The organism is Paraburkholderia sp. BCC1886 (assembly GCF_900996245.1).
In the GTDB taxonomy this organism is placed as follows: Bacteria; Pseudomonadota; Gammaproteobacteria; order Burkholderiales; family Burkholderiaceae; genus Paraburkholderia.
The window spans coordinates 315,149-339,514 of record NZ_CAAJGK010000074.1; the positions used below are offsets into that span (position 1 = coordinate 315,149).

Below are 24,366 nucleotides of genomic sequence, written 5' to 3' on the forward strand. Positions count from 1 at the left end.
GACGACTCCCGGCGACGAGCCCTAAGAACCGGCCATGTTGAAAACGGAATTGGGCCCTTTCGGCGCGACACGTACCGGCTCGACCGCTGCGGCTTCATTGCGCCTGTCGCGCAAGACCGCCGGCGCGCCTTCACGCGAACGTTGTTGATCGACCAGATCTTTCAGGGAGACCGAATCCAGGTACTCGACCATCTTCTGGTTCAGCGTCGACCATAGTTCGTGCGTCATGCAATGACCGTCGTGCTGCTTGGTGCCTTCGCACGAACCCTTGCCGCCGCATTGTGTTGCGTCGAGCGGTTCGTCCACCGCGATGATAATGTCCGCCACGGTCACGTCTTCGGCACGGCGCGCGAGATTGTAGCCGCCGCCCGGTCCGCGCACGGACTCGACGATTTCATGACGACGCAGCTTGCCAAACAGCTGCTCGAGGTAGGACAGGGAAATATGCTGGCGCTGGCTGATACCCGCAAGCGTCACCGGGCCCTGCTCCTGGCGCAGTGCCAGGTCAATCATCGCCGTGACGGCGAAACGGCCTTTCGTAGTGAGTCTCATAGGGTGTGGGGACCGCAATTCTCGACAAGTTTGGTCAAGTATAAATACATGAGTGAATTAGTCAAGTATCCCTATTGCGATTTGGGTCATTACTTAATAGTCGCGGGCTGTTTTTGTTGGCCAGACCGGCAATCAGGCCAGCAATTGGGGGCGCAATGCCGCGATAAGCCCGCGGCAGGCCGCTTCGCATTGATCCAGCACCTGCTCGAAGCCGCTTTCGCCACCGAAGTACGGGTCGACCACTTCGCGAGCACCGTTCCAGCGATCGTCACGCTCGGGCACGAATTCCAGCAGCAGACGGATTTTGTCGCGCTGCGCGGGCGGACAAACCGCGCGCAAGGCGGCGACGTTCTTGTCGTCCATTGCGATCAGCAGGTCGAAGCGTTCGAAGTCGGCGAGTTCGATCTGCCGCCCGCGTAATTCGTCCAGCTTGTAACCGCGTTGTCCGGCCGCCTGCCGTGCGCGCCGGTCGGGAGGCTGGCCGATATGCCAGTCGCCGGTGCCGGCCGAGTCGATCAGGATGCGCTCTTTCAGCTTCGCCTCGTCGACGAGCTGCCGCATCACACCTTCGGCAGTCGGCGAGCGGCAGATGTTTCCCAGACAGACGAAGCAGATGGACACGGTTTTCATCGGAGAGATCGTGCGAAATAACGCGGTCCAGAGGTGGCGGGGAAAACGGTGCCGCGATTATACAAAAACAGTAAAAATTTCGCCCGGCGCGGCTGCGGAGGATGACGCCAGCTCAGTAGGCTTCAGCTACCGGCACAGCGGGAACGGCGCGAGAGGACTTGGCGGGAAGCGTCGATACATCGCCCACCATTCCATACGAGACTGCGCGCGCAAGCTCGGCGCTAAGTTGATCCGTGGGGAGCGGAGCCTGCGAGGCGCGCGAAGCGACATCGCTACCAAGATGCAAATAAGCGGCCGCTGCAAGCGGCACGACGATGGCCAAGGGCCAGTACACCGATATTATCTTTGTCATGATGTTGGTTCTTTCGATTGGGGGCAGATGAGCTTGCGGCCCACTATGCAAAATCGGTATCCTATAGATATCGCCAATCGGGAAAAACCCGGTGAATCGAGATACAGCGTTGTCTGTACTGGAACAGTCGAGAGAAATCCTTACAAACACATACAAAACCTCACGTGACGGACGGTGATAATGACTGTCCTATAAACATAAAACTCTCGCACGGGTCGATCAGATGAAACGAATTTCCCTATTCGCAGGTCTCGCCGCTGCCGCCCTGCTCGGTGGCTGCGCGGTTTATCCGGACGGCACCCCCGCTTACGGCAATAGCTACGGCGGTGGTGGCTACAGCGGCTACCAGCAGGGCTACGACGGTTACGCGACCGCCGTGCCGGTGGTGCCGCAAACCAACGTCTACATGGGTTACAGCAACTACGGCGGCCCCGGGTACTACGGTGGGCCGGGGCCTGGTTATCGCGGAAATGGCGGCTACCAGGACCGTGGACGCCCGAACGACGGCTATCGCGGCGACAACGGGCGCGGTGACCATGGCGGCAATGGCCGTGGCAACAATGGAAACAGCGGCAATTGGCGCGATCAGCCCAACGGCGGCTCGCATGGCGGCCCGCCGCAACAGCAAGGGGGCGGTGGACAGAACGGTCAACGCCCCGGTGGTGGCGGTGGTGGTGGCGGCCAGCAGGCGCGTCCGCCGCAACAGGCTGAGGGTGGAGGCGGCGGCCGGGGTAATGGCAATTCGGCGCAAACGCGCGGCGTGCCGGGGCGTCAGTCGGGCGGACCGACCGAACATTGAGCGATCAGTAAATCAAGCGCGTAAGCGGCGGCGTAGCGCCCGGTTTAGCCCAAATGACTACGCTGCGCCGCGTACAACTCCCTGAACGTACGACCGACCGGCGCCGGCATATCGCGAGTATTGGTCCAGCCCGCGCCGCCAAGAGGCAGACGGGCGATCGACCGGTTCCGGCCGCCCATTCGCTCCAGCACCCGGACCGCCAGCTTGGTGAATAGCGCATAGGCGTCGGGATGCAACGCGAGAAACCCCCAGACAGCCAACCCCACCCTCTCCTGCCAGGGCCTCAACCGCCGCTCGACCTGCTTCTCGCGGAGTTTTCTCAACAGATCCGATAGAGGAATGCCGACCGGGCAGACGCTATTGCACTCGCCACACAAAGTCGCTGCTTGCGGCAAATCCAGCGCCTTGTCGATACCCACGTAACTCGGCGTCAAAACCGAGCCCATCGGTCCAGGATACACCCAGCCATAAGCATGGCCGCCCACCTTCTGATACACCGGGCAATGGTTCATGCACGCGCCGCAACGAATACAGCGCAGCATCTCCTGAAAATCTCCGCCGATCAGTCCCGTGCGCCCGCCGTCGACCAGCACGACATACATGTGCTCCGGACCATCCTGGTCGTCCGCGCCGCGTGGTCCGGTCAATAGCGAAAAGTAGTTCGAGGTCGCCTGGCCGGTTGCCGAGCGCGGCAGCAGTCGCATGGCCGTGGCGAGATCTTCGAGTGTGGGCAGCACCTTTTCGATACCCGTGACCGCCACGTGGACGCGCGGCATCACCGTGCACATCCCCTCGTTGCCCTCGTTCGTCACGAGCACCACCGAGCCCGTCTCGGCCACCACGAAATTACCGCCCGTCACGCCCATGTCGGCCGTCATGAAATGCGGGCGCAACATCTCGCGGGCTTCGCGCGTCATGTCCGGAATCTCGGTCAGACGCGGGCGGCCGTGCGTTCTGGCGAACAGATCGGCGATCTCGTCCTTATCTTTATGGACGACCGGCGCGATGATGTGGCTCGGCGGCTCGTTGTCGTTGATCTGCAGGATGTACTCGCCGAGATCCGTTTCGATGGACTGCACGCCCATCTGGCCAAGCACTTCGTTCAGGCGCATTTCTTCGGTGACCATCGACTTGGTCTTGATCACCTTCTTCACGTCGTGCCGCCGTGCGATATCGCCGACGAGGCGCGCCGCTTCCTGCGTGGTCTCGGCGAACAGCACGGTGACACCGCGCCGGCTCGCCTCACGCTCGAACGTTTCCAGCCAGACGTCGAGATTCTGCAATGCCCGGTCGCGGCGATCTTTCAATGCGGCGCGGGTGGCCGCGAAATCGATTGCCGTAATGGCCGCGGCGCGCGCGGACACGAACTTGGTCGACAGTTTGGTGAGATTCTGCTGCAAGCGCTGGTCGGCGAGTTTCTGACCGGCGCGTGCCTTGAACTGCATGGTCTGGATCTGCATGGCTCAAACGTCTCCGGCGAGTACCTGCGCGATGTGAAGGACGCGTGTGGTCGCGTCGCCCGTGCGCCGCAAGCGGCCCTCGATATTGAGCATGCAGCCGAGGTCGCCGAGCACCACCGCAGCAGCCCCGCTTGCGTGGATATTCGCGCACTTTTCGTCGACGATCGCCGTCGAAATGTCGCCGTACTTGATCGCGAAGGTGCCCCCGAAGCCGCAGCAATGTTCGCAATCCTTCATCTCGGTCACGCCGACGCCAACTTGCGCCAGCAGTTCGCGCGGCTGCGCCTTGACGCCGAGCTCGCGTAGGCCCGAACAGGAATCGTGATAGGTCACGTCGCCGGCGAATTTGCCCGGCTCGCCCGGTTGCAGTCGAACCTTCGCCACGCTCACGAGGAAATCGGTCAACTCGAACACCTTGGCGCGCAGGCGGCCGAAGCGGTTCATCAGTTCCGGGTCGTCGGCGAACAGGTCGCCGTAATGGCTGCGGATCATGCCGCCGCAGGACCCGGACGGCACGACGAGGTAGTCGAACTGTTCGAACTCGCGCAATGTTTTCTCCGCGAGATCGCGTGCGATGCGGCGCTCGCCCGAGTTGTACGCAGGTTGCCCGCAGCAGGTTTGCGCCGGCGGCACGACCACCTCGAAACCGGCGCCTTCGATCAGTTTGATGACCGAAAAACCGATCTCGGGACGCATCAGGTCGATCAGGCAGGTGACGAACAATCCGACTCGCATGAGCCCTCCTCCGGGAAAACGTGCCTGATTATCCGCTGTTTGGCGGACAATACCAACGGCCGGAAGGCATAGGACGAAACCGTCTCGAAATTCGAGGAGGCCTTCGAAGCGCTTTCCATCTTTTCACCATACGGGATACAATCGGTTTCCGCTGTTTGACGCGTCAACCGATTCCTCCCATGAGCGAAACGAATCCGGATCCCAAAACGTCGATCCAGGTAATCGAACGCATGATGCGCCTGCTCGACGCACTGGCTGCGCACAGCGATCCGGTTAGCCTGAAAGAACTCGCCATCCGCACGGAACTGCATCCGTCCACCGCCCACCGCATCCTCAACGATATGGTGATGTGCCGGCTGGTCGACCGTTCCGATCCCGGCACGTACCGCCTCGGCATGCGTCTCCTCGAACTCGGCAATCTGGTCAAAGCGCGACTCTCCGTGCGCGACGCCGCACTCACTCCGATGCGCGAGTTGCACCGTCAGACCGGCCAGACGGTCAACCTCTCGGTGCGCCAGGGCGACGAAATCGTCTATATCGAGCGCGCCTATTCCGAGCGCTCCGGCATGCAAGTGGTGCGCGCCATCGGCGGCCGGGCTCCCTTGCATCTGACTTCGGTGGGCAAGCTCTTTCTCGCCGCCGACGAATCCAACCGCGTGCGCGCGTATGCCACCCGCACTGGCCTGTCGGGGCACACGCAGAACAGCATTACTGACCTCGGCAAACTGGAGCGCGAACTGCTGCACGTCCGGCAACAGGCATGTGCGCGCGATAACGAAGAGCTGGAATTGGGAGTGCGTTGTATCGCCGCCGGTATTTACGACGACACCGGCAAACTGGTGGCGGGCTTATCGCTATCGGCGCCGGCCGACCGGTTGCAGGATTCCTGGCTGGGTCAGGTCAGCCAGACCGCGCTGGAAATCTCCGGTGCATTGGGTTACCGGCCGCCCGCGCCTCACGATCACGGGCATACGCAACACGCCTAGACGGCACCCCGCTTTTATTCGGCTGCGCGCAATAAAAAAAGCCTCGCGAATTTCGCGAGGCTTTTTTTCAGGCTGGAAGTCGCCGATTGCGGCCTTCGCTCTTTTGTAATCAGGTCCCCGCGCCGCCGGCGTCCGCGCTGGTAATACGCGCCTGGTCGCCGCCATTGTCGAGCCACGTGCGCAGACGCGTTGCATCTGCGAAACGCGAGTATTTGCCCGACGAGTCGAGCAGCACCATGATCATCGGCTTGCCGTGAATATTGGCCTGCATGACGAGGCACTCACCCGCTTCGTTGATGAAACCGGTCTTTTGCAGACCGATGTCCCAGGTCGGATTGCGCACCAGCGCATTCGTGCTGTTGTACGCCAGCGAACGCTTGCCGGTGTACACCTCATAGCTGTGATCGGTCGAGAACTTGCGGATGAGCGGGTACTGATAGGCCGCGTTCACCATCTTGACCAGATCGCGCGCGCTCGACACGTTCTGGCTCGTCAAACCCGTGGGGTTTTCAAAGTGCGTGTCGGTCATGCCGAGTTGCTTGGCCTTGGCGTTCATCGCCGCCAGGAATGCGGGGCGGCCGCCCGGGAAGTAGCGCGACAGCGCGGCGGCTGCGCGATTTTCCGACGCCATCAACGCGATATGCAGCATGTCTTCACGCGAGAGCACCGAGCCGACCGACAGACGCGAGCCGGTATTTTTCTCGTAATCGCGATCTTCGTCGGTGACTTCGATCTGGTCGGTCATCGGCTCTTTCGAATCGAGCACGACCATCGAGGTCATCAGCTTGGTAATGGAAGCAATGGGGACGACGGCGCGCGAGTTTTTGTCGAACAGCGACTCGCCGGTGTTCTGGTCGATGACGTACGCGACGCTCGAACGGAGCATCAACGCGTCCGGTGTTTCGTGGAGCCCGAACGCCTGGCCTACCGTCGGCTGACGCGGTTCGTAGGCGACCCGCCGCACCACCGAGTGGCGTCGTCCGTTGGCCGCGAACGTCACGCGCTCGCGTCTGTGCTTGACACCCGCACGCGGCGCATCGTCGGAGGCGACGGCCTTCGAAGTAGCCGCGGCTTTGGCAAGCTTTGCGGACCGGCCCGCTTTACCCGCCACCTTCGCAGTGGTGGCAGCGGGCTGTTTAGCTAGTTTTGCGTGTTTCGAAGATTTTGCATTTGCAGCAGTGGGAGCCGCGATTGCGTCGACCGGCGCGGCAAATGCCGCTGCGATGACCATGGAGGCCGCCACCGATAGAGCGGTGGCGCGTGCCGCGCCGTGGATCGCTTTTAGCGACGAAAACATGTCAGTTTTCATGGATGTTCTGTAGGGAGCGGCCAGAGGGTTTCGCAAGTGTAGTAAAACAACGAAAAATTAGCAATTTGAAGCACTTATACGCGCTCCTTAAACTGGCTTGTAAGCTACGATCGCAAAAACACGAATAAGTGCCAAAGTCCGATCGAAAAAAACGATCGCGGAAAAACGGTCATGCTTGGCACCGCTTTTCGACGAGGACAGAGATTCTTCCTGCATAACGGCAGGTTCGGCGCAACCTTGATCCCTGAAGTGAATCCGTCAAGGAGCCAAAAGTCGCAGTCTTTTAAATACCCGCCGGAGACTGACAGAGCGCTTTCGACATTTCTCCATCATTAACGTTCCGTGACAGTTTTCGGTTTACCGCAATAATCGCCGTCTCGCATTTTGAATCGCGCGCTAAACCGGTATTAATTGCCTCGCTTGTGCCGGCCGTATGCCACAGGCAGACAAAACGACTGCCTCATTCCGTCTGTAATGCCTGCTGCATAACGCATTGTTTTTTCAGCGCTTTCTTAAGATGGTGCGATGCACAAAAAGCCCTTGACATTCAACTTCACCATCTTAAAATGGTCACCATTGCTGCGATGCACAAAACATCGTGGCTAGGAAGGCGGATCGAGCAACGGCTCAAGCGTCTTACCACCCACCCAAGCGGTCCGCGCAGACAGGCCGCCATTCAGGAGCGTAAAACATGACTTTGCTGACCCCCGAGCAATTCGCCGCAGCCCAGAAAGCCAACTTTGACACGCTGTTCGGCCTGACAACCAAAGCATTCGAAGGTGTGGAGAAACTGGTCGAGTTGAATCTGCAAGTCGTGAAATCGACACTCGCAGAAAGCCAGGAAAATGCGCAACGCGCGTTGTCCGTCAAGGACGCACAAGAACTGCTGACATTGCAGGCTAGCCTCGCCCAACCGGTTGCCGAAAAAGCGCTGTCGTATGGCCGCCATGTTTATGAAATCGTATCGGCAACGCAGGGCGAGTTCACCCGCGTTGCTGAAGCCCAGTTCGAAGAGCAAAACCGTAAGGTCCAGTCGCTCGTCGAAAACGTCGCGAAGAACGCACCTGCTGGTTCGGAAACCGCCGTTGCAGTGATCAAGTCGGCGATCACCGCGGCCAACACCACGTACGAAACGGTTCACAAGGCATCGAAGCAAGCCGTTGAAATCGCCGAAAGCAACTTCAACGCAGCAGCAACGGCCGCCTCGAAGGCTGCTTCGCAAGCCGCTGCACAAGCATCGCGCTCGGCCAAGAAGGCAGTCTAAAAAATTTAGTCTCGTCGTCTACACGCCGGCTCGTTCGCGAGCCGGCGTTTTCGTAAGCAACAGCGTCGTGCCGTTGCCGCTCACACGGGTTCAATTGGCCGAACGCTCCGAGATGTCGATCGACATCTCGTTCACCCGGCGCATGGCCGGGATTTTTTTTGGCCTTCGTGGTTCTTTGTTGTGATCGGCTTGCGGATAGAAAAACGGCGCACCCCAAAACCAGGGTGCGCCGTTTTTATTTGCGCTTCGATGAGTCTGCGCAGATTACTTTTTCTTCTGCGGCGGCAGGTCGGTACATACGCCTTCGTACAACTCGGCGGCCATCCCGATCGATTCGCCCAGCGTCGGATGCGGGTGGATAGTCTTGCCGATATCCGTTGCGTCCGCACCCATTTCGATGGCGAGACACACTTCGCTGATCAGGTCTCCCGCATTCAGACCGACGATTCCGCCGCCGATCACGCGATGCGTTTCCTCGTCGAACAGCAGCTTCGTAAAGCCTTCGTCGCGGCCGTTGGCGATCGCGCGGCCCGACGCGGCCCACGGGAACACGGCCTTGCCGAACTTGACGCCTGCTGCCTTCAACTGATCTTCGGTCTTGCCGGCCCATGCCACTTCCGGATCCGTATAGGCCACCGACGGAATCTGCAGCGCGTCGAAGTATGCCTTCTCGCCGTGAGCGACTTCGGCGGCAACGTGTCCTTCGTGGACGGCTTTGTGCGCGAGCATCGGCTGCCCGACGATGTCGCCGATAGCGAAGATATGCGGCACATTCGTGCGCATCTGCTTGTCGACATCGATGAAGCCGCGCTCCGTCACCGTCACGCCGGCTTTATCCGCGCCGATTTTCTTGCCGTTCGGCGTGCGGCCGACGGCGACCAGCACGAGGTCGTAGCGTTGCGCTTCGGCCGGGGCCTTTTCGCCTTCGAACGACACATAGATGCCATCGTCTTTCGCTTCGGCCGCGGTGGTTTTTGTCTTCAGCATGACGTTGGCGAAACGCTTGCTGTTGTACTTTTCCCAGACCTTGACCAGATCGCGATCCGCGCCGGCCATCAAGCCGTCGAGCATTTCGACCACGTCGATTTTCGCGCCGAGCGTTGCGTACACCGTCGCCATTTCCAGGCCGATAATGCCGCCGCCGATCACGAGCATGCGTTGCGGAATCTGGCGCAGTTCGAGCGCGCCGGTCGAATCGACGACACGCGGGTCTTCCGGAATGAACGGCAGCTTCACGGCTTCCGAGCCGGCCGCGATGATGGCCTGCTTGAATTTGACGACCTTCTTGCCGCCTTCCGTTTGCACTTCGAGGTGATGCGGATCGACGAACGAACCCGTGCCCGTGACCACTTCGACCTTGCGCGCCTTGGCCATCCCGGCGAGACCGCCGGTGAGTTTCCTGACGACGCCCGACTTGAAGTCGCGCAGCTTGTCGAGATCGATTTGCGGCTTACCGAACGTGATGCCGTGGGCGCCGAGCGCCTCCGCTTCGTCGATGACGAGTGCGGTGTGCAGCAGCGCCTTGGACGGAATACAGCCGACGTTCAGACAGACGCCGCCGAGCGTTGCATAGCGTTCGACGAGCACCGTCTTCATCCCCAGGTCGGCCGAGCGGAACGCGGCCGAATAGCCGCCGGGACCTGAACCGAGCACGAGCGTATCGCACTCGATGTCGGCGTTACCGGAAAAACTCCCGGCTTGCGGAGCGGGCGCTGCGGCTTTGGGCACGTGCGTAGCGGCGTGCGCAGCGGCGGGCGCAGCAACGGCCGGAGCAGCTTGAGGTTTCGCTTCGGTTTGCGCGGGCGCCTCCGGAGCATTGTCCTTAGCGGGCGCGGCATCGGCTGACGATTCGACGAGAGCGATAACGGTACCTTGCGAGACTTTATCGCCGGCTTTGACGCGAACTTCCTTGACGGTGCCGGCGGTATCGCTGGGCACTTCGATGGAGGCCTTATCGGACTCGAGCGTCATGAGCGCCTGTTCGTTCTCGATGACATCGCCCGGTTTGATATTGACTTCGATGACATCGACATCTTTGAAGTCACCGATATCCGGCACTTTTACTTCGACGAGACTCATAGTGTCCCCTTCTGATATTGATCGTGACGATGAAGAACCGAGGCAGGATTGCGGCCGTAATCCCGTGGGACAAAGAAAAGCAGGTGTCGCCCCGCGCAGGGGCAACCCAGGCAGACCACAAGCGCCTCAAGTTCTACAGACAACCGTCGATCAAAGAATCACACGCCGAAAATCGGCAAGAATCGCACCCAGATACGCATTAAACCGAGCCGCCGCCGCGCCATCGATCACCCGATGGTCATAGGACAACGACAACGGCAACACCAACCGCGGCACAAACTGCTTCCCATCCCAGACCGGCTTCATCGCACCGCGCGACAACCCGAGAATGGCGACTTCAGGCGCATTGATGATAGGCGTGAAATGCGTCCCGCCAATCCCACCCAAAGAGGAGATCGAGAAGCATCCACCTTGCATCTGATCCGGCTTGAGCTTGCCGTCACGCGCAGCCTTGGACAGCTCGGTCATTTCCTTCGCGATATCGATCAGGCCTTTCTTATCCGCATCGCGAATAACCGGCACGACCAACCCGTTCGGCGTATCCGCAGCAAATCCGATGTGGAAGTACTGCTTGAACACCAGGTTATCGCCATCGAGGCTGGCATTGAACGTCGGGAACTGCTTCAACGCGGAGACGACCGCCTTGATCACGAACGCCAGCATCGTGATCTTCACGCCGGCCTTTTCGTTTTCCTTGTTCAACTGCACGCGCAGCGCTTCGAGATCGGTGATATCGGCCTCGTCGTTGTTCGTGACGTGCGGGATCATCACCCAGTTGCGATGCAGGTTCGCGCCCGAGATCTTCTTGATGCGCGACAGCGGCTTCGGATCGACCGGTCCGAACTTCGTGAAGTCGACCTTCGGCCAAGGCAGCAGATTCAGCTCGCCGCCACCGGCCGCAGCGGGTGCCGCACCCGCCGGCGCATTGCGCTGACCGGTCATCACACCCTTGATGAACGCGGTCACGTCGGCCTGCGTAATGCGGCCTTTGGGACCCGTGCCCTGCACCTGCGTGACATCGACACCGAGTTCGCGCGCGAACTTGCGCACCGACGGCGACGCGTGGCTCGCATGACGCGCCCCGCCTTCGCCAGCCGGAATCGACGGCGCCTGAGCGAGCGCGGACGGTGCGGCCGGAGCGGGCGACGGTGCCGCAGGCGCATCCGAAGGCTTCGCGGCAGCGGGAGCCGGTGCCGCAGCGGGAGCGGGCGCCGGAGCAGCACCGCCCTCGGATTCCAGGACGACGATGACCGAGCCTTCCGACACGTTATCGCCGACCTTGACCTTCACTTCCTTGACGACACCGGCGGCCGAACTGGGCACGTCCATGGTCGCCTTGTCGGACTCGAGCGTCACCAGCGACTGCTCTTTTTCGACGCGATCGCCGACCTTCACCGACACTTCAATGACAGGAATGTCTTTGTAGTCGCCGATATCCGGCACCTTGATGTCCTGCACGCCGCCACCGGCAGCGGGCGCGGGCGCAGCGGCGGGGGCCGGTGCAGCGGCGGGTGCGGGAGCCGCTGCGGGAGCCGGCGCCGCAGCGGGAGCCGGCGCAGCAGCAACACCCTCGGCCCCTTCCAGCACGACGATCAACACGCCTTCCGACACGTTGTCGCCGACCTTGACCTTCACTTCCTTCACCACACCGGCCGCCGAACTCGGCACGTCCATCGTCGCCTTGTCGGACTCCAGCGTCACGAGCGACTGCTCTTTCTCGACGGTATCACCCGCCTTCACCAGCACCTCGATCACAGGAATGTCCTTGTAATCGCCGATGTCCGGCACCTTGACTTCGATCGCTTGACTCATTGTTAGTGTCTCCTGGGCCGCGCACGCGGCCAGCCCCTGTCGATCAGGGGCCAACACGCGCTGCAGCACACGGGGAAGGATGCCTTAGACGGTCATCGGGTTGGGTTTGGCGGGATCAAGGTTGTATTTCTTGAGCGCCTCGGCGACGACCTTGCGTTCGATCGTGCCTTCGTCTGCGAGTGCGTTCAGTGCCGCAACCGTGACCCAGTAGCGGTCCACTTCGAAGAAGTGGCGCAGCTTTTCGCGGGTGTCCGAACGGCCATAACCGTCGGTGCCCAGCACGACGAACTTCTGCGGCACGAAAGCGCGAATCTGCTCGGTGAGCGCACGCACGTAGTCGGTCGACGCGATGACCGGACCTTGCGCGTCCTTCAGCAGCTTCTCGACGTGCGAGAGTTTCTTCTCTTCGGTCGGGTGCAGCAGGTTGTAGCGCTGCACTTCATGACCTTCGCGCGCGAGTTCGGTGAAGCTCGGCACGCTCCACAGATCGGCGGCGACACCCCAGTCGTTCTTCAGCAGTTCGGCGGCGGCGATCACTTCGTTGAAGATCGTGCCCGCGCCCATCAACTGAACGCGCGGCGCCTTGCTGTCGGCTTCGGCCTTGCGGAACGCGTACATGCCCTTGATGATGTCGGCCGCTACGGACTCGCCCTGCGGAATCGCCGGGTGTTCGTAGTTCTCGTTCATCACCGTGATGTAGTAGTACACGTCTTCCTGGTCGGCGACCATGCGACGCAGACCGTCCTGCATGATGACCGCGAGTTCGTAACCGAACGTCGGGTCGTAGCTGATGCAGTTCGGCACCGAAGCCGCCCACAGCAGCGAGTGACCGTCTTCGTGTTGCAGACCTTCGCCGTTCAGCGTCGTGCGTCCGGCCGTGCCGCCCAGCAGGAAGCCGCGCGAGCGCATGTCGCCCGCCGCCCATGCCAGATCGCCGATGCGCTGGAAGCCGAACATCGAATAGAAGATGTAGAACGGAATCATGATCTCGCCGTGCGTCGAGTACGACGTCGCGGCGGCGATCCAGTCCGACATACCGCCGGCTTCGTTGATCCCTTCCTGCAGAATCTGACCGGTTTCCGATTCGCGATAGAACATCAGCTGATCGGAGTCTTCCGGCACGTACTTCTGGCCGTCCTGATTCCAGATACCGATCTGGCGGAACAGGCCTTCCATACCGAAGGTACGCGACTCGTCGGGCACGATCGGCACGACGCGCTTACCGAGCGCCTTGTCTTTCAGCAGGATGTTGAGAATCCGCACGAACGCCATCGTCGTGGAAATCTCGCGGCCTTCGCCCGTACCCTTGAGCAGCGGCTCGAACACGTCGAGCGCCGGCACCGGCAGCGAGTCCGCCTTCTGGCGACGCGCCGGCAGATAGCCGCCGAGTTCCTGGCGACGCGCACGCATGTACTCGAGTTCCTTCGAGCCTTCGTCGAACTTCAGATACGGCAGGTTGACGAGGTCTTCGTCGGCGATCGGCAGACGGAACTGGTCGCGGAATTTCTTCAGCTGCTCCACCTGCATCTTCTTCTGCTGGTGGGTGATGTTCATGGCCTGGCCGGCTTCGCCCATGCCGTAGCCCTTGATCGTCTTCGCGAGGATGACGGTCGGCTGACCCTTGGCTTGCGTGGCTTCCGTGAACGCCGCGTAGATCTTGTGCGGATCGTGACCGCCGCGGTTCAGGTTCCAGATTTCGTCGTCGGACCATTCGGCGACCAGCGCCTTCAGTTCCGGTGTGTTGAAGAAGTGCTCGCGTACGAACGCGCCCGACTCCGACTTGTACGTCTGATATTCGCCGTCGACGACTTCCATCATGCGGCGCATCAGCGCGCCCGACTTGTCGCGCTGGAACAGCGAGTCCCAACGGCTGCCCCAGACGATCTTGATGACGTTCCAGCCCGCGCCGCGGAATTCGCCTTCGAGTTCCTGAATGATCTTGCCGTTACCGCGCACCGGACCGTCGAGGCGCTGCAAATTACAGTTGATCACGAACACCAGGTTGTCCAGACGCTCGCGCCCGGCCATCCCGATCGCGCCGAGCGATTCCGGTTCGTCCGTTTCGCCGTCGCCGAGGAACGCCCAGACCTTGCGGCCTTCGGTCTTCGCAATACCGCGCGCCTGCATGTACTTCATGAAGCGCGCCTGATAGATGGCCATGATCGGGCCGAGGCCCATCGAGACGGTCGGGAACTGCCAGAAGTCCGGCATCAGCCACGGGTGCGGATACGAGGAGATGCCCTCGCCGCCCACTTCCTGACGGAAGTTGTCGAGCTGGCTTTCTTTCAGACGGCCGAGCAGGAACGCGCGCGAGTACACACCCGGCGACGAATGGCCCTGCACGAACACGAGGTCGCCGCCATGTTCAGGCGACGGCGCATGCCAGAAGTGGTTGAAGCCGACGTCGTACAGCGTCGCGGCGGAGGCGAACGAGGCGATATGGCCGCCGACGTTGGTTTCCTTGCCGGCGCGCAACACCATCGCGATGGCGTTCCAGCGGGTGTACGAGCGAATGCGGTGTTCGATGTCCTGGTCGCCGGGAATCTTCGCCTGACGCGCGACCGGAATCGTATTGATGTAGGGGGTGTTTGCCGAGAAAGGCAGGTGTTCGCCGTGCACGCGGGCGAATTCGATTTGCTTTTCGATCAGGTAGTGAGCGCGGTCGGGGCCCACAGCAGAAATCACGCCATCCAGCGCTTCCAGCCATTCGCCGGTTTCCTGGGGATCGTCGTCCTTTTCGGCGGCGACATATTTCATGACTTCATCAGGTACAGCGGACATGCTCGTCTCCTGGATATAGAGGAACGCTCTTTGAACAGACGACGCGGACAAAGCACGGCCGCGGCAGCTTCGGCCGAATTGTAAAAGGGGTCCCGACGTCCGTGCAACAAAATTTTCGAATTACGAGATCACTTCTCACAATGCGGAAAATTGTTGCGGCGCAACCTGATTTGACTGCCGATCGACAGATACATCGGCTAGTTTGCGCCGAATAACCTGACTTTCTGCGCTTTTTTGCGCCATTTGCCAGGCACACGCTGCGCTACAATGCCACGCATGTTGACCGAACGGCTTTTCGCTCGCTCGGCGCGCACCGCCGGTACGCCGGCGGATTCGACGCCGTCCTCCCGCTGGCACCATGGACCATGGTGGTCGAACTCCTATTTGCTCACGCCGCTGCTGTCGATCCTCGTTTTTCTGGTCGTCATGAGCCTGATTTTGTGGAGTCTGAACCGGCGCGAGCAGCAGCAACAGGAAGACACGCTGTACCGCAACGTCGCGTGGGCGCAGCAGCAAATCCGCCTGTCCATGACAGGCGCGCAGGAACAGGTTCAGGCACTTGCCCGCGACCTGGTCGCCGGCCACGGCGACCCGCAGTCGTTCCAGACGACGACCGCGGACATCATGCAGGGTCATCCCGAGATCCTCTACATGAACTGGTACACGAGCCAGCAGCAGCCGCGCTGGCCGAATACCCCGCTGCCGGTACTCGGCCAGCGGCTCGCCAAACCCAACGACGCGCAGATGGACGAAGCCGTCAAGGCGGCCTTTACCGAAGCCCGCACGACGCGCCGCCAGGTCTACTCGCCGCTCATCTACGACGACCTGCATAACGGCTACATCACGCTGCAAACCCCGGTGTATCGCGACCGCGAATTTCTCGGCACGATTGCCGCCGTGTTCTCGGTAGAAGGCATCCTGAAGCACGACATTCCAGCTGAGTTGTCGGCGAAGTACAAGATTTCGATCATCGACGTGAACAACCGCGAGTTGACCACCACGTCCACCCGTCCGCGCCTGCCGCGCGACATGTTCTACGACCTGCCGCTCGACCCGCCCGGTCAGGGCGTCTCGGTGCGCGTGTACGCGTATCCGCAGATGACCAACTTCACCAACAACACGCTGGTCTGGCTCGTCGCCGGCCTGTCGTGTTTCGTGTTGTGGAGTCTCTGGAGTCTGTGGAAACACACGCGGCAACGCTTCGAAGCGCAGCAGGCGCTGTACGCCGAAGCGTTCTTTCGCCGCGCGATGGAAAACTCGGTGCTGATCGGCATGCGCGTGCTCGACATGCACGGCCGCATCACCCACGTCAATCCGGCGTTTTGCCGCATGACGGGCTGGGATGAAAGCGATCTGGTCGGCAAGCACGCGCCGTTCGCTTACTGGCCGCGCGACGCTTATCCGGAAATGCAGCGCCAGCTCGACATGACGCTGCGCGGCAAGGCGCCCTCCTCGGGGTTCGAACTGCGCGTGCGCCGCAAAGACAGTTCGTCGTTCCACGCGCGCCTCTACGTCTCGCCGCTGATCGACAGCTCGGGCCGTCAGACCGGCTGGATGTCGTCGATGACCGACATCACCGAGCCGAAACGCGCGCGCGAAGAACTGGCCGCCGCGCACGAACGCTTCACCACGGTGCTGGAAAGCCTGGACGCCGCCGTCTCCGTGCTGGCCGCCGACGAAGCCGAACTGCTGTTCGCCAACCGCTACTACCGGCATCTGTTCGGCATTCGCCCGGACGGGCATCTGGAATTAGCGGGCGGCGGGTTCGATAGCGCACAGGCGTCGTCCGATTCCATCGATATGGTGGATACCTATGCCGGGCTACCCGCGGCCGCGTTGACCGAAAGTACCGCCGATGCGCAGGAAATCTACGTGGAAAGCATCCAGAAATGGTTCGAAGTGCGCCGTCAGTACATCCAGTGGGTGGACGGCCACCTCGCGCAGATGCAGATCGCGACCGACATCACCACGCGCAAGCAGGCTCAGGAACTGTCGCGTCAGCAGGACGAAAAGCTCCAGTTCACCAGCCGGCTCATGACAATGGGCGAAATGGCCTCGTCGCTCGCGCATGAGCTCAACCAGCCGCTCGCCGCCATCAACAACTATTGCTCGGGCACCGTCGCACTGGTCAAATCGGGGCGCACCACGCCCGACAATCTGCTGCCGGTGCTGGAAAAAACCGCCCAGCAGGCCGTGCGAGCAGGCATGATCATCAAGCGCATTCGCGAGTTCGTCAAACGCAGCGAGCCGAAGCGCCAGGCCGCGCGCGTGTCCGATATCGTCGCGGACGCCATCGGTCTCGCAGAAATCGAAGCGCGCAAGCGGCGCATCCGTATCGTCACCGATCTGCGCTCGCGGCTGCCGGTCATTCACGTCGACCCGGTGCTGATCGAACAGGTGCTCGTGAACCTGCTGAAGAACGCCGCCGAAGCAATGGCCGAAGCCCGCCCTAACGCCGTCGATCCGGTCATTCGCGTCGTCGTGCGACTGGAGAACGGCTTCGTGTGCATCAGCGTCGTCGACCAGGGGCCGGGGGTCGACGAAGCGACCGCCGAGCGTCTCTTTGAACCGTTTTACAGCACCAAGTCCGATGGCATGGGCATGGGGCTGAACATTTGCCGTTCGATCATCGAATCGCACCGTGGCCGTCTGTGGGTCGTCAACAACGTCGAATCCGACGGCCATATCACAGGCGCCACGTTCCATTGCAGTCTGCCCATTGGAGAGCCTGACGACCCGAGCAACGGCGGGTCACGGGCGCCGACACCACAAACCGTTACGGGAGAGCTATGAACAGCCCAGTCACCACACAGGAAACAGTCTTTGTCGTCGACGACGACGAGGCCGTGCGAGATTCGCTGCGCTGGCTGCTGGAGGCGAACGGCTACCGCGTGCAATGCTTCTCCAGCGCCGAGCAGTTCATCGACGCGTGGCAGCCGCATCAGCATCCGGGCCAGATCGCCTGTCTGATCCTCGATGTGCGGATGTCCGGCATGAGCGGTCTCGAACTGCAGGAACGCCTGATCGCCGACAACACGCTTTTGCCGATCATCTTCGTGACGGGTCACGGCGACGTGCCGATGGCCGTGTCGACCATGAAGAAAGGCGCGATGGACTTCATCGAAAAGCCGTTCGACGAGGCCGAACTGCGCAAGCTGGTCGAGCGCATGCTGGACAAGGCGCGCAGCGAAAGCAGCAGCGTCCAGCAACAGCGCGCCGCCGCGGAACGTCTGGGCAAGCTGACCGCACGCGAGCACCAGGTGCTCGAGCGCATCATCGCCGGCCGTCTGAACAAGCAGATCGCCGACGACCTCGGCATCAGCATCAAAACGGTGGAAGCGCATCGCGCCAACATCATGGAGAAGCTGAACGTGAACACCGTCGCCGACCTGCTGCGTCTGGCGCTGTCGAACAAGCCGCAAGCCGCGCAGTAAACGTAGAGCCGGCGTGCCCGTCAGGGCGCGCCGCGTGCCGCAGCCCACGAGCAGTCGTGGGCTTTCTTTTTGCCTGCTTTTCTTCCCCGCCCTCGCCCGCGATTGCCGCTTAAGCCGCACGACGAGGCCGGTATAATGTCGCACTTCGCAACGGTGCCCGACTCCGCTGCCGCGCTCACGGCGTGCCTCCGCTTTCCAATCTGCCCTTCTCGACCGACCATGACTGCCAAACTGATCGACGGCCTAGCCCTTTCCAAGACCCTGCGCGCCGACCTCGCCACGCGCGCCGCCGCCCTCACTGCCCGTGGCCATCAACCGGGCCTCGCCGTGGTGCTGGTGGGCGACAATCCGGCCAGCGAAGTGTATGTGCGCAACAAGGTCAAGGCCTGTCACGACAACGGTCTTGGCTCGTCGTTCGACCGCTACCCGGCCGATCTGCCGGAAGAAGAGTTGCTCGCACGCATCGACGAACTGAATAACGATCCGGCCATCCACGGCATTCTGGTGCAGTTGCCGCTGCCCAAACATATCGACAGTCACAAGGTGATCGAGGCAATCGCGCCGGAAAAAGACGTGGACGGCTTTCACGTCGCCAATGCCGGTGCGCTGATGACCGGCCGGCCGCTGTTTCGTCCCTGCACGCCATACGGCGTGATGAAAATGTTCGCCGCGTACGACATTCCGTTGCAAGGCGCGAACGCTGTCGTGATCGGCCGCTCGAACATCGTCGGCAAGCCGATGGCGCTGCTGCTGCTCGAAGCCGGCGCGACGGTCACGATCTGCCATAGCAAGACCCGCGATCTGGCCTCGCACACGCGCAACGCGGATATCGTGGTGGCCGCCACTGGCTTGCGCAACGTGCTCACCGCGGACATGGTGAAGCCGGGCGCGGCGGTGATCGACGTCGGCATGAATCGCGACGACGCCGGCAAGCTGTGCGGCGACGTGGATTTCGCCGGTGTGAAGGAAGTGGCCGGCTACATCACGCCGGTGCCGGGCGGCGTCGGCCCGATGACCATTACGATGCTGCTGGTCAATACGGTCGAAGCGGCCGAACGCGAAGCCGATCAGGCCGAAGCCAACACCGCGACGAACTGAAGCAGCAAGGCGGCACGAAAACCTCCGCGCCGCTTTAGCCCACCGCTTCAGCCCACTACCTCAGCGCGCCGCCACCTCCGCACCCAGCGGACCGGACCGGCGCGCGAGGCGCGCCCGGCACCATTTGAGCACCGGCCGCTCCACGCCGTGCCACGACAGCGCAGCACAAGCCAGAATGCACGGCGCAGCCACTAGCAGCGCCGTCACATGGCTCCACTGCGGCGCAAGATTCGCGATGCACTGCTGCACCATGAAACCGTACAGATAAATGCCGTACGAGTAGTCATGCCGCGGCACGAAACGCCGCAGCAGCGGCGTCGTGCCGACCCACAGCACGCCATACACGAACGCCAGATAAAACAGCGGCTGGCCGCCGGCCGTATCGCGGAACACCAGAAACACCATGGTGAACGCCAGCGCCGTCAGCCCGTTGATATCGATCCGTTCGCGCCATCCATACAGCAGCATGCCCAGCATGAAGAAGGGCTCTGGCCAGAACGAATAGCCGCCGGGCGTTTCGCTGAAATCGCGCAAACCGATCTCCAGATGCGGCACGTGCACCCGCAGCACGAACGCCGCACAGCCGAGCAGCGCCGCGAGCGCGATGCCGCGCGGGCTCGACAGCAGCCCGACGAAGCCCGTCAGCATGACGATCAGATAGCAGCGCACTTCGAGCGGCAGCGTCCACAGCGGCGCGCAGATATCGACGGGAAAGCGGTTGTGCTCGAACACGCCGGGCAGCGCCCAACCGGCCTTGAGCACGATGGTGGAAAAGTTGTCGAGATTCGCCCACGTCATGCCGTCGGCGAAATACTCGCGCAGCGGCAGCGTCGTGAACAGCGGCCCGATGATGAACACGGTCACGAGCGAGCCGAGCGCCACCGCCGGCCACAACCGTGCGATACGCAATGCGGCGAAGCGCGCCACCGAACGCTGGCGATCGAAGCTGGCCGTCACCAGCATGCCGCTCAGCAGAAAAAACGCGTAGACGCCGAGCGCGCCCAAGCCGTCGAAGCCGAGCGCGCGTTCAACCCAGTCGGTCGCGCCGTCGGGCGCCTGCAGAATGTACGAATGGCCATAAACGACCGCGATGGCCGCCAGCAGCCGCACCAGGTCGAAATTGTTGCCCTTGCGCGAGAGAGCGTGCGAAAGCGGGTTCATCGATACCTCGGACAGTGGGCGCCGCAAAGCGTCAGCGAGACCCCAGAATGCGGCATGGCAGCAATCCGGACCGTTCGCCGTCGCACAAAGCACGCCGGCGAGACAGGCTGGCCCCCGCACCGCCCCGACATCTGATAATTTGTCGGCCAACGGATTGGAATCGGCCTACCCGCCCCAATACTGTCCCTATCGGGCGTTTCGTCGGGCGAAAAGCCGGGCGAGCCGCCGATCAACCGCACGTCGCCCTACTCGTATCAATCGCGTCGAGCATGCGCGTCATTCACCCGCGTCAGACAGGAAGCCTTATGTCCACTACCCCCTCGACTCACGACAATCCGCTCCTCGATTTTTCCGACCTGCCGCGCTTTGGCGAAATCCGTCCCGAACATGTCACGCCCGCCCTCGATGTGCTGCTCGCCGATGCCAGCGCCGCCGTCGAACGCGCGGCCCTGCCGATCACGCCTGCGTCATGGGCCGACGTGGTCGAGCCGGTCGAACGCGCCACCGAACCGCTCTCGCGCGCCTGGAGCGTGGTCGGCCACCTGAACGCGGTCGCCGATACCCCCGAACTGCGCGCCGCCTACGGCGAAAACCTGCCGCGCGTGACCGAATTCTGGTCGAGCGTCGGCCAGAACCTGGCGCTCTACGACAAATACAAGGCCCTGAACGCCGCCGACGATTTCGCGGCCCTCACCGGCGAGCGCAAGAAAATCCTCGGCAATGCGCTGCGCGATTTCCGTCTGTCGGGCGCCGAATTGCCGGAAGACCAGAAACCGCGTTTCGCCGAACTGCAGGAACGCCAGGCCGCGTTGTCCAAAGCGTTTTCCGATCACGTGCTGGATGCGACGAACGCGTACGCGTATCTGGTCGCCGCGGGTGACGAAGCGCAACTGGCCGGTTTGCCGGAAGACGTGATCGAAGGCGCGAAGGAAGCCGCCGAACGCGAAGGCAAGACCGGCTACAAGTTCACGCTGCATTTCCCGTCGTATTTCCCCGTGCTGCAGTATTCGGAAAATCGCGCAATGCGCGAAGCGATGTATCGCGCGTACGTGTCGCGTGCGTCCGAACTCGGCGCGCAATACGGCAACGGCAAGCCCGAATGGGACAACACGCAGGTGCTCGCCGACCAGTTGAAGCTGCGCGCCGAAGAAGCGCACATGCTCGGCTACGCGAACTTCGCCGAAGTCTCGCTGGCACCGAAAATGGCCGAATCGCCGGCGCAGGTCATGGCCTTCCTCGAAGACCTCGCGACCCGCGCGCGTCCGCATGCCGAACAGGACTGGAAAGAGTTGCGCGAGTTCGCCGCGAACGAACTCGGCATGACCGACCTGCAACCGTGGGACACGACCTACGCCGCCGAGCGTCTGCGTCAGAAGCGTTACTCGTTCTCCGAAAACGAAGTCAAACAGTACTTCCCGGAAGACGCCGTCTTCAAGGGTCTCTTCAAGGTCACCGAGACGCTGTTCGGCGTGCGCATCCGCCGTGACGAAGCGGCCGTGTGGCATCCGGACGTGCGCTTTTTCCGCGTCGAAAACCAGGACGGCGGGCTCGTCGCGCAGTTCTATCTCGACCTGTACGCACGCGAAGGCAAACGCGGTGGCGCATGGATGGACGACGCGCGCGGCCGTCACAAGCACACGCAGGGCCGCGTGCAAACGCCGGTCGCGTATCTCACCTGCAACTTCTCCGCACCGGTCGGCGGCAAGCCGGCCTGCTTCACGCACGACGAAGTCATCACGCTGTTTCACGAATTCGGGCATGGTCTGCATCACATGCTCACGCGCGTCGACGAACTGGGCGTGTCGGGTATCAACGGCGTGGAGTGGGATGCTGTCGAACTGCCGTCGCAATTCATGGAGAACTTCTGCTGGGAGTGGGACGTGCTCTCCGACATGACCTCGCATGTCGAAACGGCCAAACCGCTGCCGCGCGACCTGTTCGACAAGATGCTCGCCGCGAAGAACTTCCAGAGCGGTCTCGGCACGCTGCGCCAGATCGTGCTGTCGATGTTCGACATGCAACTGCATATCGACTTCGATGCAGGCGGCACGAAGAGCGCAACCGAACTCGCGAGCGAGATCAACGAACGCTTCCACGTCATTCCGCAAGCGTCGTTCTCGCGCTGGCCGAACACGTTCAGCCATATTTTCGCGGGCGGTTACGCGGCGGGTTACTACAGCTACAAGTGGGCCGAAGTGCTGTCCGCGGATGCCTACGCGGCGTTCGAAGAAGCCGCGCAGAACGCGAGCGGCAGCGTGCTCGATCAGGCGACCGGCATGCGGTATCGCAAGGAGATTCTGGAAGTGGGCGGTAGCCGCCCGGCAATGGAATCGTTCAAGGCGTTCCGCGGCCGCGAGCCGAATATCGACGCGCTGCTGCGTCATAACGGCATGACGCCGGGCGCGGCGCATTGAGCGTGGCCTGACGCATCGTAGGTGGCAACGCAAAAGCCGGCGACCTGTGCAAACAGGCGCCGGCTTTTTTCATCGTCGCGTCCGCAAAAACACTACCCGCGATGCAGCTTGAAATCGACCTGCTGCGGCCGTCCTTCCAGCGACAAACTCGCCCGCGCCGCCGGCGCGCGGCTCACCACCTTGCCGCGGCTCACCACCGCGAGACGCGCGGCGCGCAGGCGGATTGCTTCGACCGGATCGCGCGCGTCGAGCACGACCAGATTGGCCGCGCAGCCCGGCGCGATACCGTAGCCTTCCAGCCCCAGAATGCGCGCCGCGTTCACCGTCACCGCATCGAAACACGCATGCATTCCGTCGACGCCCGTCATCTGCGCCACGTGCAAGCCCATGTGAGCGACTTCGAGCATGTCGCCCGAGCCGAGGCTGTACCACGGGTCCATCACGCAATCGTGGCCGAATGCGACCGTGATGCCGGCCGCCATCATCTCCGGTACGCGGGTCATGCCGCGCCGCTTGGGGTACGTATCGCTGCGCCCCTGCAGCGTGATGTTGATCAGCGGATTGGCAATCGCCGCCACGCCGCTCTCGCGCATCAGCGGCAACAGTTTGCTGACGTAGTAGTTGTCCATCGAATGCATGGACGTCAGATGCGAACCGGTCACGCGCCCGTGCAAACCGAGCCGATGCGTTTCGGCCGCGAGCGTTTCGATGTGACGCGACATCGGGTCGTCCGATTCGTCGCAATGCATGTCGACGCGCAGGCCCTGCTCTGCCGCGTATTCGCACAGCAGCCGCACGGACTGCGCGCCATCGGCCATCGTGCGCTCGAAGTGCGGAATGCCGCCGACCACGTCGACGCCCAGTGCAATCGCCCGCTTGAGATTGTCGAACGCGCCGGCGCTGCGCAGGATGCCGTCTTGCGGAAAGGCGACCAGTTGCAAGTCGAGATACGGCGCGACCCGCCGCTTTACTTCGACCAGCGCCTCGACGGCCAGCAATCGCGGATCGCAGACGTCCACGTGACTGCGGATGGCGAGCAGCCCGCGCGCGACCGCCCAATCGCAGTACTGCAACGCGCGCTCGATCAACGCTTGCTGGGTGAGGTCCGGCTTCAGCTCACCCCATAACGCGATGCCCTCGAGCAAGGTGCCCGACGCATTCACGCGCGGCAAACCGTACGACAGCGTGGCGTCCATATGAAAGTGCGGATCGACGAATGGCGGCGTGACGAGCGAGCCCGCCGCGTCGATTTCTTCGCGTGCGCTCGCGGCCAGAGTCGGCTCGACGGCGACGATGCGACCGGCCTCGATGCCGATGTCGACCGGGTGTTTCTGGTGCGATGCGGCGCTCGGCGGCAGCATCGCGTGGCGGATGATCAGGTCCATGTATCGCTCCTGTTGAGCCGGTCTCATTCGTTCGAGCGGCTTCTAAGTGCTGTCGATTCTATCGGCGTCAGAAAACGTGCGGCGGGTTTTCTCGGCTTCGGGCGTGCTTCGGGTT

General features: G+C 62.2%; 18 protein-coding genes. 7 read left to right on the forward strand and 11 right to left on the reverse strand.

From position 1 onward, the window contains the following. Positions 1-21: 21 nt before the first annotated feature. From iscR to FQ746_RS25970, 3 genes are all read right to left on the reverse strand, one after another. Positions 22-552, reverse strand: a complete 531-nt coding sequence (iscR, locus tag FQ746_RS25960; protein ID WP_144112638.1) for a Fe-S cluster assembly transcriptional regulator IscR — start codon at positions 550-552, stop codon at positions 22-24. Between the two features lie 132 nt (positions 553-684). Continuing rightward, a complete protein-coding gene (locus FQ746_RS25965) occupies positions 685-1,182 on the reverse strand; it encodes a low molecular weight protein-tyrosine-phosphatase (RefSeq protein WP_144112639.1) in 498 nt (165 codons plus the stop codon). Between the two features lie 112 nt (positions 1,183-1,294). Continuing rightward, positions 1,295-1,534 carry a hypothetical protein gene (locus FQ746_RS25970; protein ID WP_144112640.1) on the reverse strand — a complete coding sequence of 80 codons (240 nt, stop codon included), beginning with the start codon at positions 1,532-1,534 and terminating at the stop codon, positions 1,295-1,297. A gap of 223 nt (positions 1,535-1,757) precedes the next feature. On the opposite strand from FQ746_RS25970, the gene FQ746_RS25975 reads away from it, so the two are divergent. Then, a complete protein-coding gene (locus FQ746_RS25975; RefSeq protein WP_144112641.1) occupies positions 1,758-2,333 on the forward strand; it encodes a hypothetical protein in 576 nt (191 codons plus the stop codon). A 44-nt stretch (positions 2,334-2,377) separates the two neighbouring features. On the opposite strand, the gene FQ746_RS25980 is transcribed toward FQ746_RS25975, so the two are convergent. Next, positions 2,378-3,793, reverse strand: coding sequence for a lactate utilization protein B (locus FQ746_RS25980; RefSeq protein WP_144112642.1), 1,416 nt, complete (start codon positions 3,791-3,793; stop codon positions 2,378-2,380). 3 nt (positions 3,794-3,796) lie between these two features. Next, positions 3,797-4,528 (reverse strand): (Fe-S)-binding protein, encoded by a 732-nt coding sequence (locus FQ746_RS25985; protein ID WP_144112643.1) that lies wholly within the window; start codon positions 4,526-4,528, stop codon positions 3,797-3,799. Positions 4,529-4,707: 179 nt separating this feature from the next. On the opposite strand from FQ746_RS25985, the gene FQ746_RS25990 reads away from it, so the two are divergent. After that, the gene (locus FQ746_RS25990; RefSeq protein ID WP_144112644.1) at positions 4,708-5,514 is read left to right on the forward strand and encodes an IclR family transcriptional regulator; all 807 of its coding nucleotides are present in this window, start codon (positions 4,708-4,710) and stop codon (positions 5,512-5,514) included. Between the two features lie 109 nt (positions 5,515-5,623). Here FQ746_RS25990 and pbpG read toward each other — a convergent pair whose 3' ends face one another. Continuing rightward, positions 5,624-6,823: a D-alanyl-D-alanine endopeptidase gene (pbpG, locus tag FQ746_RS25995; protein ID WP_144112645.1), complete on the reverse strand. Its 1,200-nt coding sequence runs from the start codon at positions 6,821-6,823 to the stop codon at positions 5,624-5,626. Positions 6,824-7,514: 691 nt separating this feature from the next. Here pbpG and FQ746_RS26000 point away from each other — a divergent pair. Further along, the gene (locus FQ746_RS26000; protein ID WP_144112646.1) at positions 7,515-8,087 is read left to right on the forward strand and encodes a phasin family protein; all 573 of its coding nucleotides are present in this window, start codon (positions 7,515-7,517) and stop codon (positions 8,085-8,087) included. Positions 8,088-8,351: 264 nt separating this feature from the next. On the opposite strand, the gene lpdA is transcribed toward FQ746_RS26000, so the two are convergent. From lpdA to aceE, 3 genes are all read right to left on the reverse strand, one after another. Then, the gene (lpdA, locus tag FQ746_RS26005; protein WP_144112647.1) at positions 8,352-10,166 is read right to left on the reverse strand and encodes a dihydrolipoyl dehydrogenase; all 1,815 of its coding nucleotides are present in this window, start codon (positions 10,164-10,166) and stop codon (positions 8,352-8,354) included. A gap of 150 nt (positions 10,167-10,316) precedes the next feature. Further along, the gene (aceF, locus tag FQ746_RS26010) at positions 10,317-11,978 is read right to left on the reverse strand and encodes a dihydrolipoyllysine-residue acetyltransferase (protein WP_144112648.1); all 1,662 of its coding nucleotides are present in this window, start codon (positions 11,976-11,978) and stop codon (positions 10,317-10,319) included. A gap of 84 nt (positions 11,979-12,062) precedes the next feature. Next, positions 12,063-14,759: a pyruvate dehydrogenase (acetyl-transferring), homodimeric type gene (gene aceE, locus FQ746_RS26015; RefSeq protein ID WP_144112649.1), complete on the reverse strand. Its 2,697-nt coding sequence runs from the start codon at positions 14,757-14,759 to the stop codon at positions 12,063-12,065. A gap of 276 nt (positions 14,760-15,035) precedes the next feature. Between aceE and fixL the strand changes: the two genes are divergently transcribed. The 3 genes from fixL (at position 15,036) to folD (ending at position 19,291) form a co-directional block, all read left to right on the forward strand. Further along, positions 15,036-17,552, forward strand: coding sequence for an oxygen sensor histidine kinase FixL (fixL, locus tag FQ746_RS26020; RefSeq protein WP_144112775.1), 2,517 nt, complete (start codon positions 15,036-15,038; stop codon positions 17,550-17,552). Further along, the gene (gene fixJ, locus FQ746_RS26025; protein ID WP_144112650.1) at positions 17,549-18,193 is read left to right on the forward strand and encodes an oxygen response regulator transcription factor FixJ; all 645 of its coding nucleotides are present in this window, start codon (positions 17,549-17,551) and stop codon (positions 18,191-18,193) included. The genes fixL and fixJ overlap by 4 nt, the downstream gene beginning before the upstream one ends. A 219-nt stretch (positions 18,194-18,412) precedes the next feature. Continuing rightward, a complete protein-coding gene (gene folD, locus FQ746_RS26030; RefSeq protein ID WP_144112651.1) occupies positions 18,413-19,291 on the forward strand; it encodes a bifunctional methylenetetrahydrofolate dehydrogenase/methenyltetrahydrofolate cyclohydrolase FolD in 879 nt (292 codons plus the stop codon). 60 nt (positions 19,292-19,351) lie between these two features. Here the strand turns inward: folD and FQ746_RS26035 are convergent, their stop codons facing one another. Beyond that, entirely contained in the window at positions 19,352-20,452 is a 1,101-nt protein-coding gene (locus FQ746_RS26035) for an acyltransferase family protein (protein ID WP_144112652.1), read from the reverse strand. 305 nt (positions 20,453-20,757) lie between these two features. Here FQ746_RS26035 and FQ746_RS26040 point away from each other — a divergent pair, with 305 nt between their 5' ends. Further along, the gene (locus tag FQ746_RS26040; RefSeq protein ID WP_144112653.1) at positions 20,758-22,866 is read left to right on the forward strand and encodes a M3 family metallopeptidase; all 2,109 of its coding nucleotides are present in this window, start codon (positions 20,758-20,760) and stop codon (positions 22,864-22,866) included. Between the two features lie 92 nt (positions 22,867-22,958). Here FQ746_RS26040 and FQ746_RS26045 read toward each other — a convergent pair whose 3' ends face one another. Then, on the reverse strand, positions 22,959-24,251 hold the full coding sequence (locus FQ746_RS26045) for an amidohydrolase family protein (RefSeq protein WP_144112654.1): 1,293 nt from the start codon (positions 24,249-24,251) through the stop codon (positions 22,959-22,961). Positions 24,252-24,366: the final 115 nt, after the last annotated feature.